This window comes from Ralstonia pickettii (assembly GCF_030582395.1).
Lineage (GTDB): Bacteria > Pseudomonadota > Gammaproteobacteria > Burkholderiales > Burkholderiaceae > Ralstonia > Ralstonia pickettii_D.
Window position 1 is genome coordinate 2,525,558 of the sequence record NZ_CP104381.1, and the last position, 18,027, is coordinate 2,543,584.

General features: G+C 63.4%; 19 protein-coding genes. 15 read left to right on the top strand and 4 right to left on the bottom strand.

Annotated elements, in window-relative coordinates:
* Positions 1 to 22 precede the first annotated feature (22 nt).
* Positions 23 to 508, bottom strand: coding sequence for a YajQ family cyclic di-GMP-binding protein (locus N5B55_RS12245; RefSeq protein WP_009241389.1), 486 nt, complete (start codon positions 506 to 508; stop codon positions 23 to 25).
* 105 nt (positions 509 to 613) lie between these two features.
* On the opposite strand from N5B55_RS12245, the gene murB reads away from it, so the two are divergent.
* From murB to argG, 3 genes are all read left to right on the top strand, one after another.
* Complete coding sequence (gene murB / locus N5B55_RS12250; RefSeq protein WP_304538309.1) at positions 614 to 1,642, top strand: UDP-N-acetylmuramate dehydrogenase; 1,029 nt, start codon at positions 614 to 616, stop codon at positions 1,640 to 1,642.
* A 147-nt stretch (positions 1,643 to 1,789) separates the two neighbouring features.
* Complete coding sequence (locus N5B55_RS12255) at positions 1,790 to 2,107, top strand: pyrimidine/purine nucleoside phosphorylase (RefSeq protein WP_065859797.1); 318 nt, start codon at positions 1,790 to 1,792, stop codon at positions 2,105 to 2,107.
* Between the two features lie 148 nt (positions 2,108 to 2,255).
* A complete protein-coding gene (gene argG / locus N5B55_RS12260) occupies positions 2,256 to 3,593 on the top strand; it encodes an argininosuccinate synthase (RefSeq protein ID WP_065859798.1) in 1,338 nt (445 codons plus the stop codon).
* 84 nt (positions 3,594 to 3,677) lie between these two features.
* Here the strand turns inward: argG and argF are convergent, their stop codons facing one another.
* Positions 3,678 to 4,604 carry an ornithine carbamoyltransferase gene (gene argF, locus N5B55_RS12265; protein ID WP_065859799.1) on the bottom strand — a complete coding sequence of 309 codons (927 nt, stop codon included), beginning with the start codon at positions 4,602 to 4,604 and terminating at the stop codon, positions 3,678 to 3,680.
* A 368-nt stretch (positions 4,605 to 4,972) separates the two neighbouring features.
* Between argF and N5B55_RS12270 the strand changes: the two genes are divergently transcribed.
* Complete coding sequence (locus N5B55_RS12270) at positions 4,973 to 5,296, top strand: DUF3579 domain-containing protein (RefSeq protein WP_304538310.1); 324 nt, start codon at positions 4,973 to 4,975, stop codon at positions 5,294 to 5,296.
* Between the two features lie 143 nt (positions 5,297 to 5,439).
* On the opposite strand, the gene rpsT is transcribed toward N5B55_RS12270, so the two are convergent.
* Entirely contained in the window at positions 5,440 to 5,706 is a 267-nt protein-coding gene (gene rpsT, locus N5B55_RS12275) for a 30S ribosomal protein S20 (RefSeq protein ID WP_004631753.1), read from the bottom strand.
* A 315-nt stretch (positions 5,707 to 6,021) separates the two neighbouring features.
* On the opposite strand from rpsT, the gene murJ reads away from it, so the two are divergent.
* Both murJ and N5B55_RS12285 read left to right on the top strand, forming a co-directional pair.
* Positions 6,022 to 7,575, top strand: a complete 1,554-nt coding sequence (gene murJ, locus N5B55_RS12280) for a murein biosynthesis integral membrane protein MurJ (protein ID WP_041668532.1) — start codon at positions 6,022 to 6,024, stop codon at positions 7,573 to 7,575.
* Complete coding sequence (locus tag N5B55_RS12285; protein ID WP_065859801.1) at positions 7,575 to 8,420, top strand: SirB1 family protein; 846 nt, start codon at positions 7,575 to 7,577, stop codon at positions 8,418 to 8,420. Before murJ ends, N5B55_RS12285 begins: the two co-directional genes overlap by 1 nt.
* A 3-nt stretch (positions 8,421 to 8,423) precedes the next feature.
* Here N5B55_RS12285 and N5B55_RS12290 read toward each other — a convergent pair whose 3' ends face one another.
* A complete protein-coding gene (locus tag N5B55_RS12290) occupies positions 8,424 to 9,068 on the bottom strand; it encodes a VTT domain-containing protein (RefSeq protein ID WP_037027145.1) in 645 nt (214 codons plus the stop codon).
* 125 nt (positions 9,069 to 9,193) lie between these two features.
* Here N5B55_RS12290 and mutL point away from each other — a divergent pair, with 125 nt between their 5' ends.
* From mutL to napA, 9 genes are all read left to right on the top strand, one after another.
* A complete protein-coding gene (gene mutL / locus N5B55_RS12295; RefSeq protein WP_304538311.1) occupies positions 9,194 to 11,101 on the top strand; it encodes a DNA mismatch repair endonuclease MutL in 1,908 nt (635 codons plus the stop codon).
* Between the two features lie 6 nt (positions 11,102 to 11,107).
* The gene (gene miaA / locus N5B55_RS12300; RefSeq protein ID WP_304538312.1) at positions 11,108 to 12,085 is read left to right on the top strand and encodes a tRNA (adenosine(37)-N6)-dimethylallyltransferase MiaA; all 978 of its coding nucleotides are present in this window, start codon (positions 11,108 to 11,110) and stop codon (positions 12,083 to 12,085) included.
* Complete coding sequence (locus N5B55_RS12305; protein WP_304538313.1) at positions 12,082 to 12,612, top strand: GNAT family N-acetyltransferase; 531 nt, start codon at positions 12,082 to 12,084, stop codon at positions 12,610 to 12,612. The genes miaA and N5B55_RS12305 overlap by 4 nt, the downstream gene beginning before the upstream one ends.
* An 80-nt stretch (positions 12,613 to 12,692) precedes the next feature.
* On the top strand, positions 12,693 to 13,433 hold the full coding sequence (locus N5B55_RS12310) for a 2OG-Fe(II) oxygenase (protein WP_304538314.1): 741 nt from the start codon (positions 12,693 to 12,695) through the stop codon (positions 13,431 to 13,433).
* A 10-nt stretch (positions 13,434 to 13,443) separates the two neighbouring features.
* Positions 13,444 to 14,100 carry a DNA oxidative demethylase AlkB gene (gene alkB, locus N5B55_RS12315; RefSeq protein ID WP_304538315.1) on the top strand — a complete coding sequence of 219 codons (657 nt, stop codon included), beginning with the start codon at positions 13,444 to 13,446 and terminating at the stop codon, positions 14,098 to 14,100.
* 14 nt (positions 14,101 to 14,114) lie between these two features.
* The gene (locus N5B55_RS12320) at positions 14,115 to 14,765 is read left to right on the top strand and encodes a DNA-3-methyladenine glycosylase family protein (protein WP_304538316.1); all 651 of its coding nucleotides are present in this window, start codon (positions 14,115 to 14,117) and stop codon (positions 14,763 to 14,765) included.
* Between the two features lie 157 nt (positions 14,766 to 14,922).
* Complete coding sequence (gene napE / locus N5B55_RS12325; RefSeq protein ID WP_009277398.1) at positions 14,923 to 15,087, top strand: periplasmic nitrate reductase, NapE protein; 165 nt, start codon at positions 14,923 to 14,925, stop codon at positions 15,085 to 15,087.
* 88 nt (positions 15,088 to 15,175) lie between these two features.
* Positions 15,176 to 15,520: a chaperone NapD gene (locus tag N5B55_RS12330; protein WP_304538317.1), complete on the top strand. Its 345-nt coding sequence runs from the start codon at positions 15,176 to 15,178 to the stop codon at positions 15,518 to 15,520.
* Positions 15,492 to 18,008, top strand: a complete 2,517-nt coding sequence (napA, locus tag N5B55_RS12335) for a periplasmic nitrate reductase subunit alpha (RefSeq protein ID WP_304538318.1) — start codon at positions 15,492 to 15,494, stop codon at positions 18,006 to 18,008. The genes N5B55_RS12330 and napA overlap by 29 nt, the downstream gene beginning before the upstream one ends.
* Positions 18,009 to 18,027 lie beyond the last annotated feature (19 nt).

An 18,027-nucleotide genomic window follows, 5' to 3' on the forward strand; every position in this document is an offset into this window, starting at 1 on the left:
TTTGCTTGGAAGCGCGACCGGCTCAGTCGCGGAAGTTATTGAAATCCAGCGGCGTGTCGCTCACGTCCTTGCGCAGCATGGCGATCACGCTTTGCAGGTCATCGCGCTTGGCGCCGGTCACACGCACCGCATCGCCCTGAATGCTCGCCTGCACCTTGATTTTGCTGTCCTTGATCGTCTTGACGATCTTCTTGGCCAAGTCGCCAGAGACGCCCTTCTTGATCTTGACGACCTGCTTCATCTTGTCGCCGCCGATCTTCTGCTTGTCCTGGTAATCCAGAAAGCGTACGTCGACGTTGCGCTTGGCGAGCTTGTTCATCAGCACATCGTTGACCTGGCCGATCTTGAAATCGTCATCGGCAAACAAGGTCAGTTCCTGCTCCTTGTGCTCGACGCGGGAGTCGGAGCCTTTAAAGTCGAATCGCGTCGAGATCTCTTTGTTGGCCTGTTCCACGGCGTTCTTCACTTCCACCATGTTGGCTTCGCATACCACGTCAAACGACGGCATCGTGTTCTCCTTGCAGACTTGAATCGGGTTGCTGCGGCGCCTGTGTGCGGGGGCCGCGTGCGCCATGGCTTCTATAATCTCGGCTTTCCCAGCAGATTTGGCGCCATGGCGTTGCTCGACACGCATTATCCCCTAGGCCAGCACAACACGTTCCGTTTCGAAGCCACTGCGCGCTACGCCGCCCACGTTCGCACGCCGGACGACATTCCCGCCGCGCTGGCCGACCCGCGCGTGCAGGGCTTGCCGGTGTTGGTGCTGGGCGGTGGCAGCAATGTCGTGCTCACGCGCGATTTCGAAGGCCTGGTGCTGCTGATCGAGATTCCGGGCATCGCCACCGGCCGAAGCATGGTCGATGGCCGCGCAGTCCACACCGTCACCGCAGGCGCGGGCGAATCGTGGCATGGCCTGGTCGCCCACACGGTGGCGCATGGTTTGCCTGGGCTGGAAAACCTCGCGCTGATTCCGGGCACGGTGGGCGCCGCGCCCATCCAGAACATTGGCGCATACGGCGTCGAGATCAAGGACCGGTTCCATTCGCTGCGCGCCTACGACCGCCACGCCGGCGAATTCGTCACCCTCACCGCCGCCGATTGCGCCTTCGGCTATCGCGACAGCCTCTTCAAGCGCGCCGGCGCCGATCGCTACGTCATCACCGAAGTCACCTTCGCCCTGCCGGTCGACTGGCAGCCCGACACGCATTACGCCGAACTCGCGCGCGAGTTGGCCGCGCAGAACATCGCCCGCCCGACGGCGCAGGACATCTTCGATGCGGTGGTCACCATCCGCCGCCGCAAGCTGCCCGATCCGGCTGAAATCGGCAACGCCGGCAGTTTCTTCAAGAACCCCATCGTCGATGCCGCCACGCGCGATGCCCTCGCCGAGCGTTTCCCGAATCTGGTCGGATATGTGCAACCCGACGGCAGCTACAAGCTCGCCGCCGGCTGGTTGATCGATCAGTGCGGCTTCAAGGGCCGGCAGAGCGGCGCAGTGGGCGTGTATGAAAAACAGGCGCTGGTGCTGGTGCACCGAGGCGGCGGCAGCGCGGTCCAGTTGATGACGCTGGCGCGCGAGATCCAGGATGCGGTTCATGCGCGCTTTGGCGTGCGCATCGAGCCTGAACCGGTGGTGGTGTAACCGGGCTGGCGGAGGGCGCGCTGGGCATCTTGCGCCACATCGCACGCCTATGGACCCGAGCAGCACTCGCCTGACGTACCCGCGGTCGGTCCAATGGCCTAAAATGGCTGGTTTGACCCTACGACCACCCTTTTCGCGTTCCATTTCATGACCACCGAAACCTTTGACGGCGTCCGCCTGACCACCAAGGCCAATGTGTACTTCGACGGAAAGTGCGTCAGCCACAGCTTTACCCTGCCCGACGGCACCAAGAAGTCCGTGGGCGTGGTGCTGCCGGCCACGCTGACCTTCGGCACGGCCGCCGCCGAGATCATGGAATGCGTGGGGGGCTCGTGCGAATACAAGCTCGACGGCACCGATGAATGGAAGACGTCCAGCGCCGGCGAAAGCTTCCAGGTTCCGGCCAACTCGAAGTTCGACATTCGGGTGACCGAGGCCTACCACTACATCTGCCACTACGCCTGAACCTGTCCAGGATCCTACTGCGCGGCTCGATCTTGACCTTGTGATGCTCGCCGTACCCGTGTACGGCTGCGCTTCTCCGGCCAACCTCGAACCGCTCGCTACGGATTCTGAACAGGTTCAAAGAACTGAAAGACTGAAGAGACACACCATGGAAACCATCCTGCAACATGTTCCCGTCGGCCAGAAGGTCGGCATTGCCTTCTCGGGCGGTCTCGACACCAGCGCTGCGCTGCGCTGGATGAAGAACAAGGGCGCGCTGCCCTATGCCTACACCGCCAATCTCGGCCAGCCCGATGAGGAAGACTACGATGCCATCCCGCGCAAGGCGATGGAGTACGGTGCAGAGAAGGCCCGCCTGATCGACTGCCGCCCGCAGCTGGCCAATGAAGGCATTGCCGCTATCCAGTCCGGCGCCTTCCACATCAGCACTGGCGGCATCACGTACTTCAACACCACGCCGCTGGGCCGCGCCGTGACCGGCACCATGCTGGTCGCCGCCATGAAGGAAGACGACGTCAACATCTGGGGCGACGGCTCGACCTTCAAGGGCAACGACATCGAGCGCTTCTACCGCTACGGCCTGCTCACCAACCCGGCGCTGAAGATCTACAAGCCGTGGCTGGACCAGGCCTTCATCGACGAGCTGGGCGGCCGCGCCGAAATGTCGGCCTTTATGACGAAGGAAGGTTTCGGCTACAAGATGAGCGCCGAGAAAGCCTACTCGACGGACAGCAACATGCTGGGCGCCACGCACGAAGCCAAGGATCTGGAGCACCTGAACAGCGGCATCCGCATCGTCAACCCGATCATGGGCGTGGCGTTCTGGAAGCCGGAAGTCGAGGTCAAGGCGGAAGAAGTGTCGGTCACGTTTGACGAAGGCCGTCCGGTCGCCGTCAACGGCCGCGAGATTGCCGACCCGGTGGAGATGTTCCTCGAGCTGAACCGCATCGGCGGCCGTCACGGCCTGGGCATGAGCGACCAGATCGAAAACCGCATCATCGAAGCCAAGAGCCGCGGCATCTACGAAGCCCCGGGGATGGCGCTGCTGCACATCGCCTACGAACGCCTGGTGACCGGCATTCACAACGAAGACACCATCGAGCAGTACCGCATCAACGGTCTGCGCCTGGGCCGCCTGCTGTACCAAGGTCGCTGGTTCGACCCGCAAGCGATCATGCTGCGCGAAACCGCCCAGCGCTGGGTGGCGCGCGCCGTGACCGGCACCGTTACGCTGGAACTGCGCCGCGGCAACGACTACTCGATCCTGAACACCGAATCGCCCAACCTGACCTACGCTCCTGAGCGTCTGTCGATGGAGAAGGTCGAGGACGCGCCGTTCAGCCCGGCAGATCGCATCGGCCAACTGACCATGCGCAACCTGGACCTGATGGACACGCGCGAGAAACTGTCGATCTACTCGAAGGCTGGCCTGCTGTCGCTGGGTACTGCCAACGCGCTGCCCCAACTCGACGGCGGCAAGAAGTAACCGCCTGCCGCTTCAAGGCAAAAAGGCCGCTCCGACATCAATCGGAGCGGCCTTTTTCATGGCTGCAGATCTAGGCTGCCAGCCTTAGTAGCGGCCGCACAGCAGGTATTCCATCAGCGCCTTCTGCACGTGCAGGCGGTTCTCCGCCTCATCCCACACGACGCTCTGCTTGCCGTCGATGACAGCTGCCTCGACCTCCTCGCCCCGGTGCGCGGGCAGGCAGTGCATGAACAGCGCATCGGGTTGTGCGCGCTGCATCATCGCCTCGGTGACCATCCAGTCGCCAAAGGCCTTCTTGCGCGCTTCGTTCTCGGCTTCGTAGCCCATGCTGGTCCACACGTCGGTGGTCACCAGATGCGCGCCGTCGCAGGCCTCGAGCGGGCTCTCGAACACATGCACGAACGGCGAAGCGGAGTCAGCTACCATGGCCGCATCCAGCTGATAGCCCTTCGGCGCAGAAAAGTGGAAGCGGAAACCGAGGATCTCGGCTGCCTGGATCCACGTGTAGGCCATGTTGTTGGCATCGCCCACCCAGGTGACGGTCTTGCCCTTGATGGGGCCACGGTGCTCGATGAAGGTGAAGATGTCGGCCAGCACCTGGCACGGGTGGTATTCGTTGGTCAGCCCGTTGATGACCGGCACGCGCGAATGCGCAGCGAAGCGCTCGATGATCTCCTGCCCGAAGGTGCGGATCATGATGATGTCGGTCATGCGGGAGATGACCTGCGCCGCGTCTTCGATCGGCTCACCGCGCCCGAGCTGGGAATCGCGCGTGTTCAGGAAGACCGCGTGGCCGCCGAGCTGGTGAATGCCAGCTTCGAACGACAGACGCGTACGTGTGGAATTCTTCTCGAAGATCATGGCCAGCGTGCGGTCGTGCAGCGGGTGCCATGTCTCGTAGTTCTTGAACTTGGCCTTGAGGATCGCGGAACGGTCCAGCAGGTATTCGTACTCTTCCAGCGAAAAGTCCTTGAACTGCAGGTAGTGCTTGATCGAGCTTGGTGGGTTCATAAAACAACGAAGGCGGCCTGCAGATGACGCATCGGAAACATCCCGTGACACGTCGCCCTAGCCGCCTTGCCTGTTGAAGATTCAGTCCATCATACGGGATCGCCACCCATTTGGCGAGTTTCGCGCCAGTGCGCGCCGCTACCGTAAAGGCCCGGGTGAAAGGCCGATGAAAGTCTTATATAAGATATAATACTGGCTGCCTCGGATGCCCCAGCCGTCCGCAAACCGGCACGACAAGCCGGTCTGCCCAGTTCACGAATCGGCAACCAGGCAGGCGCATCATCCGCACCACAAGTGCACCCTGTTCGAACGTTGCGGCACCCGCACGGTCGAAGTCGTTTGCAAATCTCCACAGCCCCACGCAGTCCATGGCAGCCAACCCTCGCCAATTCTTTATCCAGGGCGTCACCCGCGACGGAAAAACCTTCCGCCCGAGCGACTGGGCCGATCGGCTGTGCGGTGTGATGGCGCAGTTCCGCCCGGCCGGGGATACCGGAGATCCCCGCTTCACCTACTCCCCCTATGTGCGCCCCGTCATGTCGGGCGGCATCCGCAGCGTGTTCGTTGACGAGCGCCTGCGCGACATCGAACCCAAGGCGCTGGATTTCGTGCTGAACTTCGCGCACGACAACAACCTGCAGCTCGTGGAAGCCTGCATCCTGCCGGAAGGCAGCGCTCCCGGGAAAGCCTAATCCCCAAGACCGCCGCACCAAGGTGCGCCTCGCACATTCGAGGCGCACTGAATGCAAAAAGCCCGTCCAAAGACGGGCTTTTTTATCGTCGGAGCGCGACGTTGCTTGTCGCGCCATGCCGGCCAGGCCGGCATCACCCGAACTTAGGCAGCCATTGCCTTGATGGCAGCGGACAGACGCGACTTGGCGCGTGCAGCCTTGTTCTTGTGGACGATCTTCTTGTCAGCGATGCTGTCGATCGTGCTTTGGGCGGTCTTGAATGCAGCAGCAGCGGCAGTCTTGTCGCCAGCGGCCACAGCCTTGCGGACGCCCTTGATTGCGGTACGCAGACGCGAACGCAGAGCCGAGTTGTGAGCGTTCTGAACGACGGCTTGGCGTGCGCGCTTGCGTGCTTGTGCGGTGTTTGCCATGGAAAAATCCCTGAAGAAACGGTAGCAAGCGCCCCGGGAGACACGGAAGGCCGAAGCGCGCAAATTGGTGAAAGACGGCAATTATACGCAGAGTTCTTCCTTCAACGCAAACCCTGTTGTGAATTCGCCCGGATACGTGCAGTTTGGGGCTTCTGCGGCACTTTTAGGCGCGTGGTGAGCCGATCCCTATAATACGGCCGCAATTGTGTCCTCCGGTCACGTTCGTCACGCCGGGCGCGAACCCCGCATGGTGCTGTCGGTCAGACCGCCATCGCCGTGTTTGCCTCCCTGGCGGCGCCCAACCACGCATTCATCTTGAATCTCCTCAAAACCCTCGCCACGATCAGCGGCCTGACGATGCTCTCGCGCATCACGGGGCTCATTCGCGAGACGCTCATCGCCCGCGCTTTCGGCGCCTCGGTTTACACCGACGCCTTCAACGTCGCCTTCCGTATCCCCAACCTGCTGCGCCGGCTTTCGGCCGAGGGCGCGTTCTCGCAAGCGTTCGTGCCGATCCTGGGTGAATTCAAGAACCGCCAGGGCGAAGCTGAAACACGCGCGCTGGTCGACTCCGTAGCGACGGTGATGACGTGGTTCCTGGTAATCATCTCGGCGTTGGGCGTGATTGGCGCGCCGTTGATCGTCACCGCCGTCGCGACGGGTTTCAAAGAGCACGAAAGCCAGGCCTACATCTCGGCGATCTTCATGACGCGCGTGATGTTTCCGTACATCGGGCTGGTGTCGCTGGTGGCGCTGGCGTCGGGCATTCTGAATACGTGGCGGCAGTTCGCGGTGCCGGCTTTCACGCCCGTGCTGCTCAACCTGTCGTTCATCGTGGCGGCGGTGTTTGTGGCGCCGCACCTCGAAACGCCAATCTACGCGCAGGCCTACGCGGTGATGGTAGGCGGCATCCTGCAACTCGCCATTCAAATTCCCTCGCTGCGCAAGGTCGGGATGCTGCCGCGCGTGTCGATCAACGTGCGGGCGGCATGGCACCACCCGGGCGTACGACGCGTGCTCAAGCAGATGTTGCCGGCCACGCTATCGGTATCCGTCGCTCAGATCAGTCTGATCATCAATACGAACATTGCGTCGCGCTTGCCCACGGGCAGCGTGTCGTGGCTGAACTACGCGGACCGCCTGATGGAATTCCCCACCGCGCTGCTGGGCGTGGCGCTCGGGACGATTCTGCTGCCAAGCCTGTCCAAAGCCAGCGCCGAGAACAACCGTGAAGAGTACTCATCGCTGCTCGACTGGGGCCTGCGGCTGACCGTGCTGCTGGCGGTGCCCTCTGCGGTGGGGCTGTTCGTGTTTGGCGCACCGCTCACGGCCACGCTCTTTCATTACGGCAAATTCAACGGCATCGACGTCGAGATGACGCGCCAGGCGCTGACGTCGTACGGCGTCGGGCTGATCGGGCTGATTGTCATCAAGATCCTGGCGCCCGGCTTCTATGCGCGGCAGGACATTCGCACGCCGGTAAAGATTGCGCTGGTGGTGCTGGTGGCGACGCAGCTGTCCAACTACGTCTTCGTGCCGATTTTCGGGCACGCGGGGCTGGCGCTGTCGATCAGCTTTGGCGCGACCATCAATGCAGCGCTGCTGTTCTTCGGCCTGCGCCGACGCGGTTATTACCACCCGCTGCCGGGCTGGAAGCTGTTCATCGCGCAGGTGACGTCAGCCGTATTGCTGCTGGCCGGTGTGCTCCTGTGGCTCGCCCGCAATTTTGATTGGGTTGGACTGGGCGCCAAGCCGCTTGTGCGCATCGCGCTGCTCGGGGCAAGCCTGGTCCTGTGCGCGGTGGTCTATTTCGGTACACTGTGGCTCACCGGATTGAAGTTCTCCACGTTCCGAAAAAAGGCCATCTGATGACCACTAAAGTCCTCGATTACTTTTCGGCCCTGGTCGCGGACGACGACAGCATCCCTCTCACAGAAACCGCCCTGTCGATTGCGCAGGACGCGTATCCGGATCTGGACCTGCAGGCAGAGCTGGCCGCCATTGACGTGCTTGTCGCGCGGATCAAAAACCGCATCGCCGAGGGCACGCCCGCCATCCAGCGCCTGCGCCTGCTCAATCAGTTCTTCTATCGGGAGCTGGGCTTCGGCCCCAATGCAAACGATTACTACGACCCCGAGAACTCTTATCTGAATGCGGTGCTGCAGAGCCGGCGCGGCATTCCGATCTCCTTGGCCGTGCTGCTGATGGAAATCGGGCAGCAGATCGGCCTGCCGCTCAAGGGCGTGTCTTTCCCCAACCACTTCCTGGTGCGCATGAGCATTCCTGCGGGCGAGGTCGTGCTCGATCCGCTAACGGGGCAGACACTGTCGAAGGAAGAGTTGCAGGACATGCTCGACCCGTACCTGGAAAAGGAAGGCATCGAAGACCCGAACTCGGTGCCGCTCGGGGTGTTCCTGCAGGTGGCCACGCACCGCGAGATCATCGCGCGCATGCTGCGCAATCTGAAGGCGATCTACCTGCAGGAATCGCGCTGGCAGCGCCTGCTGGCGGTGCAGCAGCGGCTGGTGATTCTGCTCCCCGATTCCATCGAGGAGGTGCGCGACCGGGGGCTGGCCTACGCCAATCTGGAGTGCTTCCGGCCCGCGCTGGAAGATCTCGAAGCGTACGTCGATGCCCGGCCCGATGCAGCCGATACGGCCAAGCTCAAGGAGCGCATGCCAACGCTGCGCGCCATGAGCAAGCATTTGAACTGACGTCTACTTCGGCGCCACGCCGCGACGGCGCTTGAGCAGCTTCCACAGTCCGCCCAGCGCCAGCGGCACGATCGCCGCGCCCAGGCCGATCAGTACGATCGTGTTCAGGTGATCGCGAATCACGGGCACATTACCGAACGCCTCGCCGGACAGCACCAGGATCGCCACCCACAGCACGGCGCCGATCATGTTGAAGAGCTGGAACTTCGCGAACGTCATTTTCGACACGCCCGCCACAAACGGCGCGAACGTGCGCACCACCGGGATGAAGCGCGCCATCACCAGCGTCTTGCCGCCGTGACGTTCATAGAAGCCGTGCGTTTTCATCAACGCTTCGTGATCGAGGAAGCGGATGTGACCGTCGAATACCTTGGGGCCGATCCAGGAGCCGACGAAATAGTTGACGGTGTTGCCCGTTGTGGCGGCAATCACCAGCAATACGATGAGCAGCCAGGCATCCATCTGACCCGTGGCGCACATGGCCCCGGCAATGAACAGCAGCGTGTCGCCCGGCAGAAAAGGCAGCACCACGAGGCCGGTTTCGGCGAACACGATGGCGAACAGCAGCACGTAGACCCATGCGCCGTATTGCTGAATCAGCAAGCCCAACGACTTGTCGACATGCAGCACGATGTCGACCAATTGCATCACGATATCCAAACCATCCCCCTGAACGAGCGGGAAATGATACCGGATGTGACTTAGATTTCCCCTAGCCCTTGGCGGGGCTTGCGTCGGTGCGCCGCACAGGGCGTGACATTTATAATGCCGCGATGACTTCCGCCTCGACTTCCCGCCGCCCCATCCGCCCGCTTCCCGACCAGTTGATCAGCCAGATCGCGGCCGGCGAGGTGGTCGAACGGCCGGCGTCCGTGGTCAAGGAACTGCTGGAAAACGCACTGGACGCCGGTGCCACGCAGCTCCAGATCAAGCTGGAGGAAGGCGGCGTGCGGCGCATTGCCATCACCGACAACGGCGTCGGCATTCCGGCCGACGAACTGCCCGTCGCGCTGATGCGGCATGCGACCAGCAAGATCGGCTCGCTGGAAGAGTTGGAATCGGTGGCGACGCTGGGGTTTCGGGGCGAGGCGCTGGCCTCGATTGCCTCGGTGGCGGAGTTGACGCTCACGTCGCGCACCGCCAATGACGCCCATGCCACGCAGATCATCGCGCAAACCGGGCGGGCCCAGCCGGCCTCTGGCGGTGTCGGCACCACCGTCGATGTGCAGCATCTGTACTTCAACACGCCGGCGCGCCGCAAATTCCTGAAGACCGAGCAGACCGAGCTGGGCCATTGCATGGAAGTGATCCGCCGCACCGCGCTGGCGCGGCCCGACGTAGCCATCTCCGTGCATCACAACGGCAAGCCGCTGGAGCATTGGAACGCCACACAGGCGGATTCACGCTCCGCAGCCGTGCTCGGCACCGAATTCGCCCGCGCACGCCTGCCTTTCGAGGAATCGTCCGGGGAACTGCGCCTGTTCGGCTTTGCCGGCCTGCCGACCGCCTCGCGCGGCAGGGCCGACCACCAGTTCTTCTACGTCAACGGCCGTTTCGTGCGCGATCGCCTGCTGACGCATGCCGTGCGCAGCGCCTACGAAGATGTGCTGCATGGCGACCGCTTCCCGGCCTACGTGCTGTGCCTGGAGTTGCCGCCCGAAGCGGTGGACGTCAACGTGCACCCGTCCAAGATCGAGGTGCGCTTCCGCGACAGCCGCGCGGTGCACCAGTTCGTCTATCACGCGGTGCAGCGCGCCCTGTCCCGCCACGCCGGCGAACAGGGCGACAGCCTGCGCACCGACATCGCCGCTGCGCCCGAAGTTGCCGGGGTCACGACGGCGCCCTCGCCCGCCGACAACACCACGCGCTGGATCAACCAGATGGCCGCGCGGCAGACGTCGCTCGGCATTGCACAGCCGCGTGCGGAATACCTGTCGATGATGCGCGGCGATAGCACGCCCATGCCGGCGATACGCCCCGCCTGGATGACCGACGTGCCGAGCGCGGCAACGTTGTTCGACGGCGGCACCGCGACCGCGCAAGCGCCTGCTGCTGTTGCAGAGCCGGTCGCTGCACCACCCGCCGATGACGACGATGCGCACCCGCTCGGCTTTGCCGTGGCCCAGTTGCACGGCATCTACGTGCTGGCGCAGAACACGCGCGGCATGGTGCTCGTCGATATGCATGCCGCGCACGAGCGCATCCTGTACGAGCAACTCAAGATCGCACTGGAAACCAAGCGTGTCGAGGTGCAACCGCTCCTCATTCCCGTCACGTTTGCCGCAAGCCCGGTGGAGATCGGCACCGCAGAGGAATTCCGCGACACGCTCACCCTGCTCGGCTTCGACATCTCCGCCGTGTCGCCCACCACGCTGGCCGTGCGATCGGTGCCGACACTGCTGCAGAAGGCCGATGCGCAGGCGCTCGCGCGCGACGTGCTGCGCGATCTGCACGCGTACGGCGGCTCGCGCGTGCTGGCCGAACGCCAGAACGAGCTGCTGGCCACGTTGGCGTGCCACTCTGCCGTGCGTGCCAACCGCAGGTTGAACCTGGACGAGATGAACGCGCTGCTGCGCCAGATGGAAGCCACCGAACGCGCCGACCAGTGCAATCACGGCCGCCCGACATGGATCCAGTTGACCGTGGCTGACCTGGATCGCCTCTTCCTGCGTGGCCAGTAAATTCCGATGACTGCGTCCGCTGCAAGCGCCCCGCGCGCGATTTGCCTGCTCGGCCCGACCGCGTCCGGCAAGACCGCCGCCGCATTGAAGCTGGCCGAACGCTGGCCGGTCGAGATCATCAGCATGGATTCCGCGCTGGTGTATCGCGGCATGGACATCGGCACGGCAAAGCCCAGCGCCGAAGAACAGGCCATCGCGCCGCATCACCTGATCGACATCATTGATCCGCTCGATGCGTATTCCGCCGCGCAGTTTGCCAACGATGCGAATGCGCTGATCGATGCCATCCGCGCACGCGGCCGGCTGCCACTGATCGTCGGGGGCACGATGCTTTATTACAAGGCGCTCACGCAAGGGCTCTCCGATTTGCCCGGCGCCGATCCCGCCATCCGCGCGGAGATCGATGCCGAAGCCGCCCGCGATGGCTGGCCGGCATTGCACGCCAAACTGGCGCAGGTCGATCCGGTGACGGCCGCGCGACTGCACGCAACCGACGCGCAGCGCATCCAGCGCGCGTTGGAGCTGTATCGGCTGACGGGCCAGCCGATGTCCGCCCTGCTCGCACGCGAGGTCGGCGCGAATGCGTTCCAGCAGCACGATGCAGCCGCGCCGTATCTGACGATCGCGCTGGAACCGTCCGACCGCCTCGTGCTGCATGCGCGCATCGCACAGCGCTTTGACGCGATGCTCGCCGGCGGGCTGCTCGACGAGGTGGAGGCCTTGCGCCGCCGCGGCGATCTTTCGCCCACGCTGCCATCCATCCGCTGCGTCGGTTATCGCCAGGCGTGGGCTTACCTCGAAGGCGAAATCGACATGGCTGCCCTCCGTGAACAAGGCATCGCCGCAACGCGCCAGCTCTGCAAGCGCCAGATCACCTGGCTGCGCAGCACACCCGAGCGGCACGTGGTCGATTGCCTCGCGCCCGATTACGTCGATCAGGTCGCGCGCCTGGTCCAAACCTCACTGGAATCGCAATCCCAATGACCGCCACCACCACTGCGACTCGCTTCACGCTGCGCCCCGCCACCCCCGATGACTGCGCCTCGCTCGTTCGTCTGATCTCTGCGCTGGCCGAATACGAAAAGCTCACGCACCTGGTGCAGACCACGCCCGAAGCGCTGGCGACGATGTTGTTCGGGCCGCGCCCGTACTGTGAGGCGGTGCTGGCAGAAGTCGACGGCCGGGCCGTGGGCTTTGCGCTGTTCTTCCACAACTTCTCGACCTTCCTGTGCAAGCCGGGCCTGTATCTGGAAGACCTCTTCGTCGAGCCCGAATACCGCGGCCTGGGCATCGGCAAGGCACTCCTGATCCACCTCGCGCGCCTGGCGCAGGAGCGGGACTGCGGCCGCTTCGAATGGAGCGTGCTCGATTGGAATGCGCCGTCCATCGCGTTCTACGAAGCCATGGGCGCCGATGTGCTGCCCGAGTGGCGCATCTGCCGCGCCACCGGCGACGCGTTGACCAAGCTGGCCGCCACGATCATGCCCGCCAGCCTGGCCGCACAGGCCTGAATTTGACCGCAAGCTCCGGAGTGTCACGCGCGCGCCGGTGAGCGTAGGCTTGGCGTACCGAATCTCCGAAAGGAGCGCATATGCCGCATTCCACCGCCGCCGCGCAGGTCAGCGCGGGGCACCGCCCAACCCTTGACGGCATCGACTGGGCCGCCATTGAAGACGCCCTCAACGATGTCGGCAGCGCCGTATTGCCGAGCCTGCTGGACGAGGACGCCTGCAATGCCTTGACCGCGCTGTACCCGCAAGACCGCCTGTTTCGCTCGCGTGTGGTGATGGAGCGCCATGGCTTCGGGTGCGGCGAATACCAGTATTTCGCGTATCCGCTGCCGGACCTCATCGCGCAACTGCGCACGTCGCTTTATCCGCCGCTGGCGACCATCGCCGACCGCTGGAACCAAGCCATGGATATCGACGTGCGCTATCCGGCCAAGCACGCCGATTTCCTGCGTCGCTGCCACGAAGCCGGCCAGCTGCGCCCCACGCCGCTGATCCTGCGATACGGCCCCCGTGACTACAACTGCCTGCATCAGGATCTGTATGGCGAGCACGTCTTCCCGCTGCAGGTGGCCATCCTGCTGTCGGAACCGGGCGTCGATTTCACCGGCGGCGAATTCGTCATGACGGAGCAGCGCCCGCGGATGCAGTCGCGGCCCGAAGTGGTGCCGCTGCGCAAAGGCGATGCCGTGGTCTTTGCGGTGCACCATCGGCCCGTACAAGGCACGCGCGGTACGTATCGCGTGAACATGCGCCACGGTGTGAGCCGCCTGCTCTCGGGTCAGCGGCATACTGTGGGCATCATCTTCCACGACGCGCTGTAGAGGCTTGACCATGACCACCGGCGATCTGTTTGCCGATCACTCACCCGCTGACGACACACGCATTGCGCTCGGCGAAGCGGCGTTTGTGCTGCGCGGCTTTGCGCTGTCGGAAGCGACGGGCCTGATCGCGGCGGTGGATGCCATCGCGCAGCAGGCCGCGTTTCGGCACATGGTCACGCCGGGCGGCTTCGAGATGTCGGTCGCGCTGACCAACAGCGGCACGCTGGGCTGGACATCAGACCGCCGCGGCTACCGCTATGCCACGCTCGACCCGCTCACAGGAAACCCGTGGCCGCCGCTGCCCGATGTGTTCCTGCGTCTCGCGCACAACGCGGCCGCCGAAGCAGGCTTCCACGGCTTCACGCCAGACGCCTGCCTCATCAACCGCTATGTACCCGGCGCCCGCATGTCGCTGCATCAGGACAAAGACGAGCAGGACTACGGCGCGCCGATCGTCTCAGTGTCACTCGGCATGCCGGCCGTCTTCCTGTTTGGCGGCCATCGCCGTGCCGACAAGCCGCAACGCATTCCCCTGTTTCACGGTGATGTTGTCGTCTGGGGCGGGCCGGATCGCCTGCGCTATCACGGCATTGCGCCGCTCAAAGACCACCCGCATCCGCTGCTCGGCAGCCAGCGGATCAACCTCACGTTCCGCAAGGCCGGCTGACGGCAATCCATCGCATGACCATCGCCGCAGACCTGTCCGAAAGCGCCTACCGACAAGCCGAAACTTTTCTGGCGACGCTGGACGAAGACTGGGCGCGCCACGTCGCCGCCGTCGGGCCCTGCGGCCACGCCGCCAAGCCAGCGCGCGAGCCCTATGAAGCATTGATCCGCGCCATCGCCTATCAGCAGCTGCACGCGAAGGCGGGTGACGCCATCCTCGGCCGGTTCATCGCGCTCTATCCGGCTGCTGCGTTTCCTGCCCCGCAGCAAGTGCTCGACACGGATGAGGCGGAGCTGCGCGCGTGCGGCTTTTCTGCCACCAAACTGGCGACCATTCGCGGCATCGCCCAAGCCGCGCTCGACGGCGTCGTGCCCACGCGGGAGCAGGCGCTGGCCATGCCCGACGAAGCGCTCATCGAGCGGCTGGTGACACTGCGCGGGGTTGGCCGGTGGACGGTCGAAATGCTGCTGATCTACACGCTGGAGCGCTCGGACATCTTGCCCGCGGATGATTTCGGCGTCCGCGATGGTTACCGACGCCTGAAGCGCCTCGAGTCCACACCCACACGCAAGCAGATGGAGACGATTGGTCTTGCGTGGAGCCCGTATCGAACCGTCGCGGCTTGGTACTTATGGCGCGTGCCCGTCAATGTTTCAGGCTCGTGAATCCGGCAAATCTTGCGCTAGATCACGCCACGACGACATATTGCTTGCGCGATATATGTCACGCCGGGATCATGCAAAAACCTTGAATTCCCTTGCGACGTTCACTTTACTGGAAAACGTTCGCGCCATTAGCGCCGCCCTCATTGGTCGAGTCATCGTGGAACAGCCCCAAAACGTCGACGCGCAACGTAAATCCGAAGAGCTGCGGAGCTTTCTGTTTCTGACGGCCGTCATGGTGCCGGTTCTTTCCGTCATTATCGTGGCCGGATATGGATTTATCGTCTGGGCAACGCAATTGCTGAGCGGTCCGCCAACGCATTGAAATACGCCCGGGGGGTTCCGGGGGCGAGTCGGGTTGTATGTTCGCGCAGCACTGATTAGAAAAAGGCGTTCATCGCCAGAACACGGTCATGCGAAACACAAAAAAAATAGATATCCCCGTTCGGCCGGCGCCACTCGGTGACGACGAGTGGCACATCGCCGGCGTTCTGGTCCAGACGCGGCCAACCCATATTGCACGGGTGAGCGAATCCATCGAAAGCATCGCCGGCAGCGAAATCCATGCAGCCAGCGATAACGGCAAGCTCGTGGTCACGCTTGAGGCGCCCAGTTCGCGCGCCATTGCAGCGCACCTGGCGTTCATTCAGCAGATCGACGGTGTGCTCAACACCGCCCTGATCTACCAGCACAACGAAATGGCCGACGCCATGCATGAGGAAATGGACGATGAAAGTCTCTCGCCGCGCGTTCATTAAGCAGACCGCTGCCGCCGCCACCGCCTCGGTAGCTGGCGTCACGCTTCCTGCCGGCGCCGCCAACCTCGTCACCGACAAAGAGCTGACGCAGCTCAAGTGGTCGAAGGCGCCTTGCCGATTCTGTGGCACGGGCTGCGGCGTTGAAGTGGCCGTCAAAGACAATCGCGTGGTTGCCACGCAGGGCGACCCAAAGGCCGAGGTCAACCGAGGCCTGAACTGCGTCAAGGGCTATTTCCTCTCCAAGATCATGTACGGCAAGGACCGGCTGACCCAGCCGCTGCTGCGCATGAAGAACGGCAAGTACGACAAGAACGGCGAGTTCACGCCCGTCACCTGGGACCGCGCGTTTGACGAGATGGCGGTGCAGTTCAAGCGCGTCATCAAGGAAAAGGGCCCGACGGCTGTCGGAATGTTCGGCTCGGGTCAATGGACCGTTTTTGAGGGTTACGCCGCCGTCAAGCTAATGAAGGCGGGCTTCCGCTCGAACAACCTCGACCCCAACGCGCGCCACTGCATGGCCTCTGCCGTGGCCGGCTTCATGCGAACGTTCGGCATGGACGAGCCGATGGGCTGCTACGACGATTTCGAAGTCGCTGACGCGTTCGTGCTGTGGGGCTCGAACATGGCGGAGATGCACCCCATCCTCTGGTCGCGCGTGACGGACCGGCGCCTCTCCGCGCCCAAGACGAAGGTCGCGGTGCTGTCGACGTTTACGCACCGCTCGTTCGATCTGGCCGATATCCCGATCGTCTTCACACCGCAGGCCGATCTCGCGATGCTCAACTACATCGCGAACTACATCATCACCAACAAGAAGGTCAACACGGACTTCGTCAACAAGCACACCGTCTTCAAGCAGGGCGTGACCGACATCGGCTACGGCCTGCGGCCCGACAACCCCGTGCAGAAGGCCGCCAAGAACGCCGACAAGGTGGGTGACTCCAAGCCGATCTCATTCGACGAGTTTGCGAAGTTCGTCTCGACGTACGACCTGGACTACACCACCAAGCTGGCGAACCCGGACAAGAGCAAGGAGAAGGAGTTCAAGCAGCAGCTCCAGAAGCTTGCCGAGCTGTACGCCGATCCGAAGATCAAGGTCGTGTCGTTCTGGACCATGGGTTTCAACCAGCACACCCGCGGCACCTGGGCGAACAACATGATCTACAACCTGCACCTGCTGACAGGGAAGATCGCCACACCGGGCAACAGCCCTTTCTCCCTGACGGGCCAGCCTTCGGCATGCGGCACCGCGCGCGAGGTGGGCACGTTCTCGCACCGCTTGCCGGCCGACATGGTGGTGACCAACCCGAAGCACCGTGAAGAAGCCGAGCACATCTGGAAGCTGCCGCCCGGCACGATCCCTGAAAAGCCCGGCTATCACGCGGTACTGCAAAACCGCATGCTGAAGGACGGCAAGCTCAACGCGTACTGGGTGCAGGTGAACAACAACATGCAGGCCGGCGCCAACATCAACGAGGAAGGCTACCCGGGCTACCGCAATCCGGCGAATTTCATTGTTGTTTCGGACGTGTACCCGACCGTCACCGCACTGGCCGCCGACTTGGTCCTCCCGAGCGCGATGTGGGTTGAGAAGGAAGGCGCCTACGGCAACGCCGAGCGCCGGACGCAGTTCTGGCATCAACTCGTGGATGCGCCGGGTGAGGCGCGATCCGACCTGTGGCAGCTGGTGGAGTTCTCCAAGCGTTTCAAGGTGGAAGAAGTCTGGCCCGAAGACCTTATCGCCAAAAAGCCGGAGCTGCGCGGCAAGACGCTCTACGACGTGCTGTACCGCAACGGCAATGTCGACAGGTTCCCGCTCAAGGACGTCGACCCGGAATACAACAATGCCGAAGCCAAGGCGTTCGGCTTCTACCTGCAGAAGGGCCTGTTCGAGGAGTACGCAAGCTTCGGGCGCGGCCACGGCCACGACCTGGCGCCGTTCGACGATTATCACCAGGCGCGCGGATTGCGCTGGCCGGTGGTCAACGGCAAGGAAACGCGCTGGCGCTACAAGGAAGGCAGCGATCCGTACGTCAAGGCCGGCACCGGCTACCAGTTTTACGGCAACCCGGACGGCAAGGCGGTGATCTTCGCCCTGCCCTACGAGGCCCCACCGGAAGTGCCAGACAAGGAATACCCGTTCTGGTTGTCGACCGGCCGCGTGCTGGAGCACTGGCACTCGGGCTCGATGACGCGCCGGGTACCCGAGCTGTATCGCGCCTTCCCGAACGCGGTCTGCTTCATGCACCCGGAAGATGCGAAAGCGCTGGGACTGCGACGTGGTGTCGAGGTCGAAGTGATCTCGCGGCGCGGCAAGATGCGCACCCGCATTGAAACACGCGGCCGCAACCAGCCACCGAAGGGCCTGGTGTTCGTGCCGTGGTTCGATGCGAGCCAGCTCATCAATAAGGTCACACTGGATGCAACCTGCCCGATCTCGCTCCAGACGGATTTCAAGAAATGCGCCGTCAAGATCGTGAAGGTCTGACGAGCACGGGCAGACGACA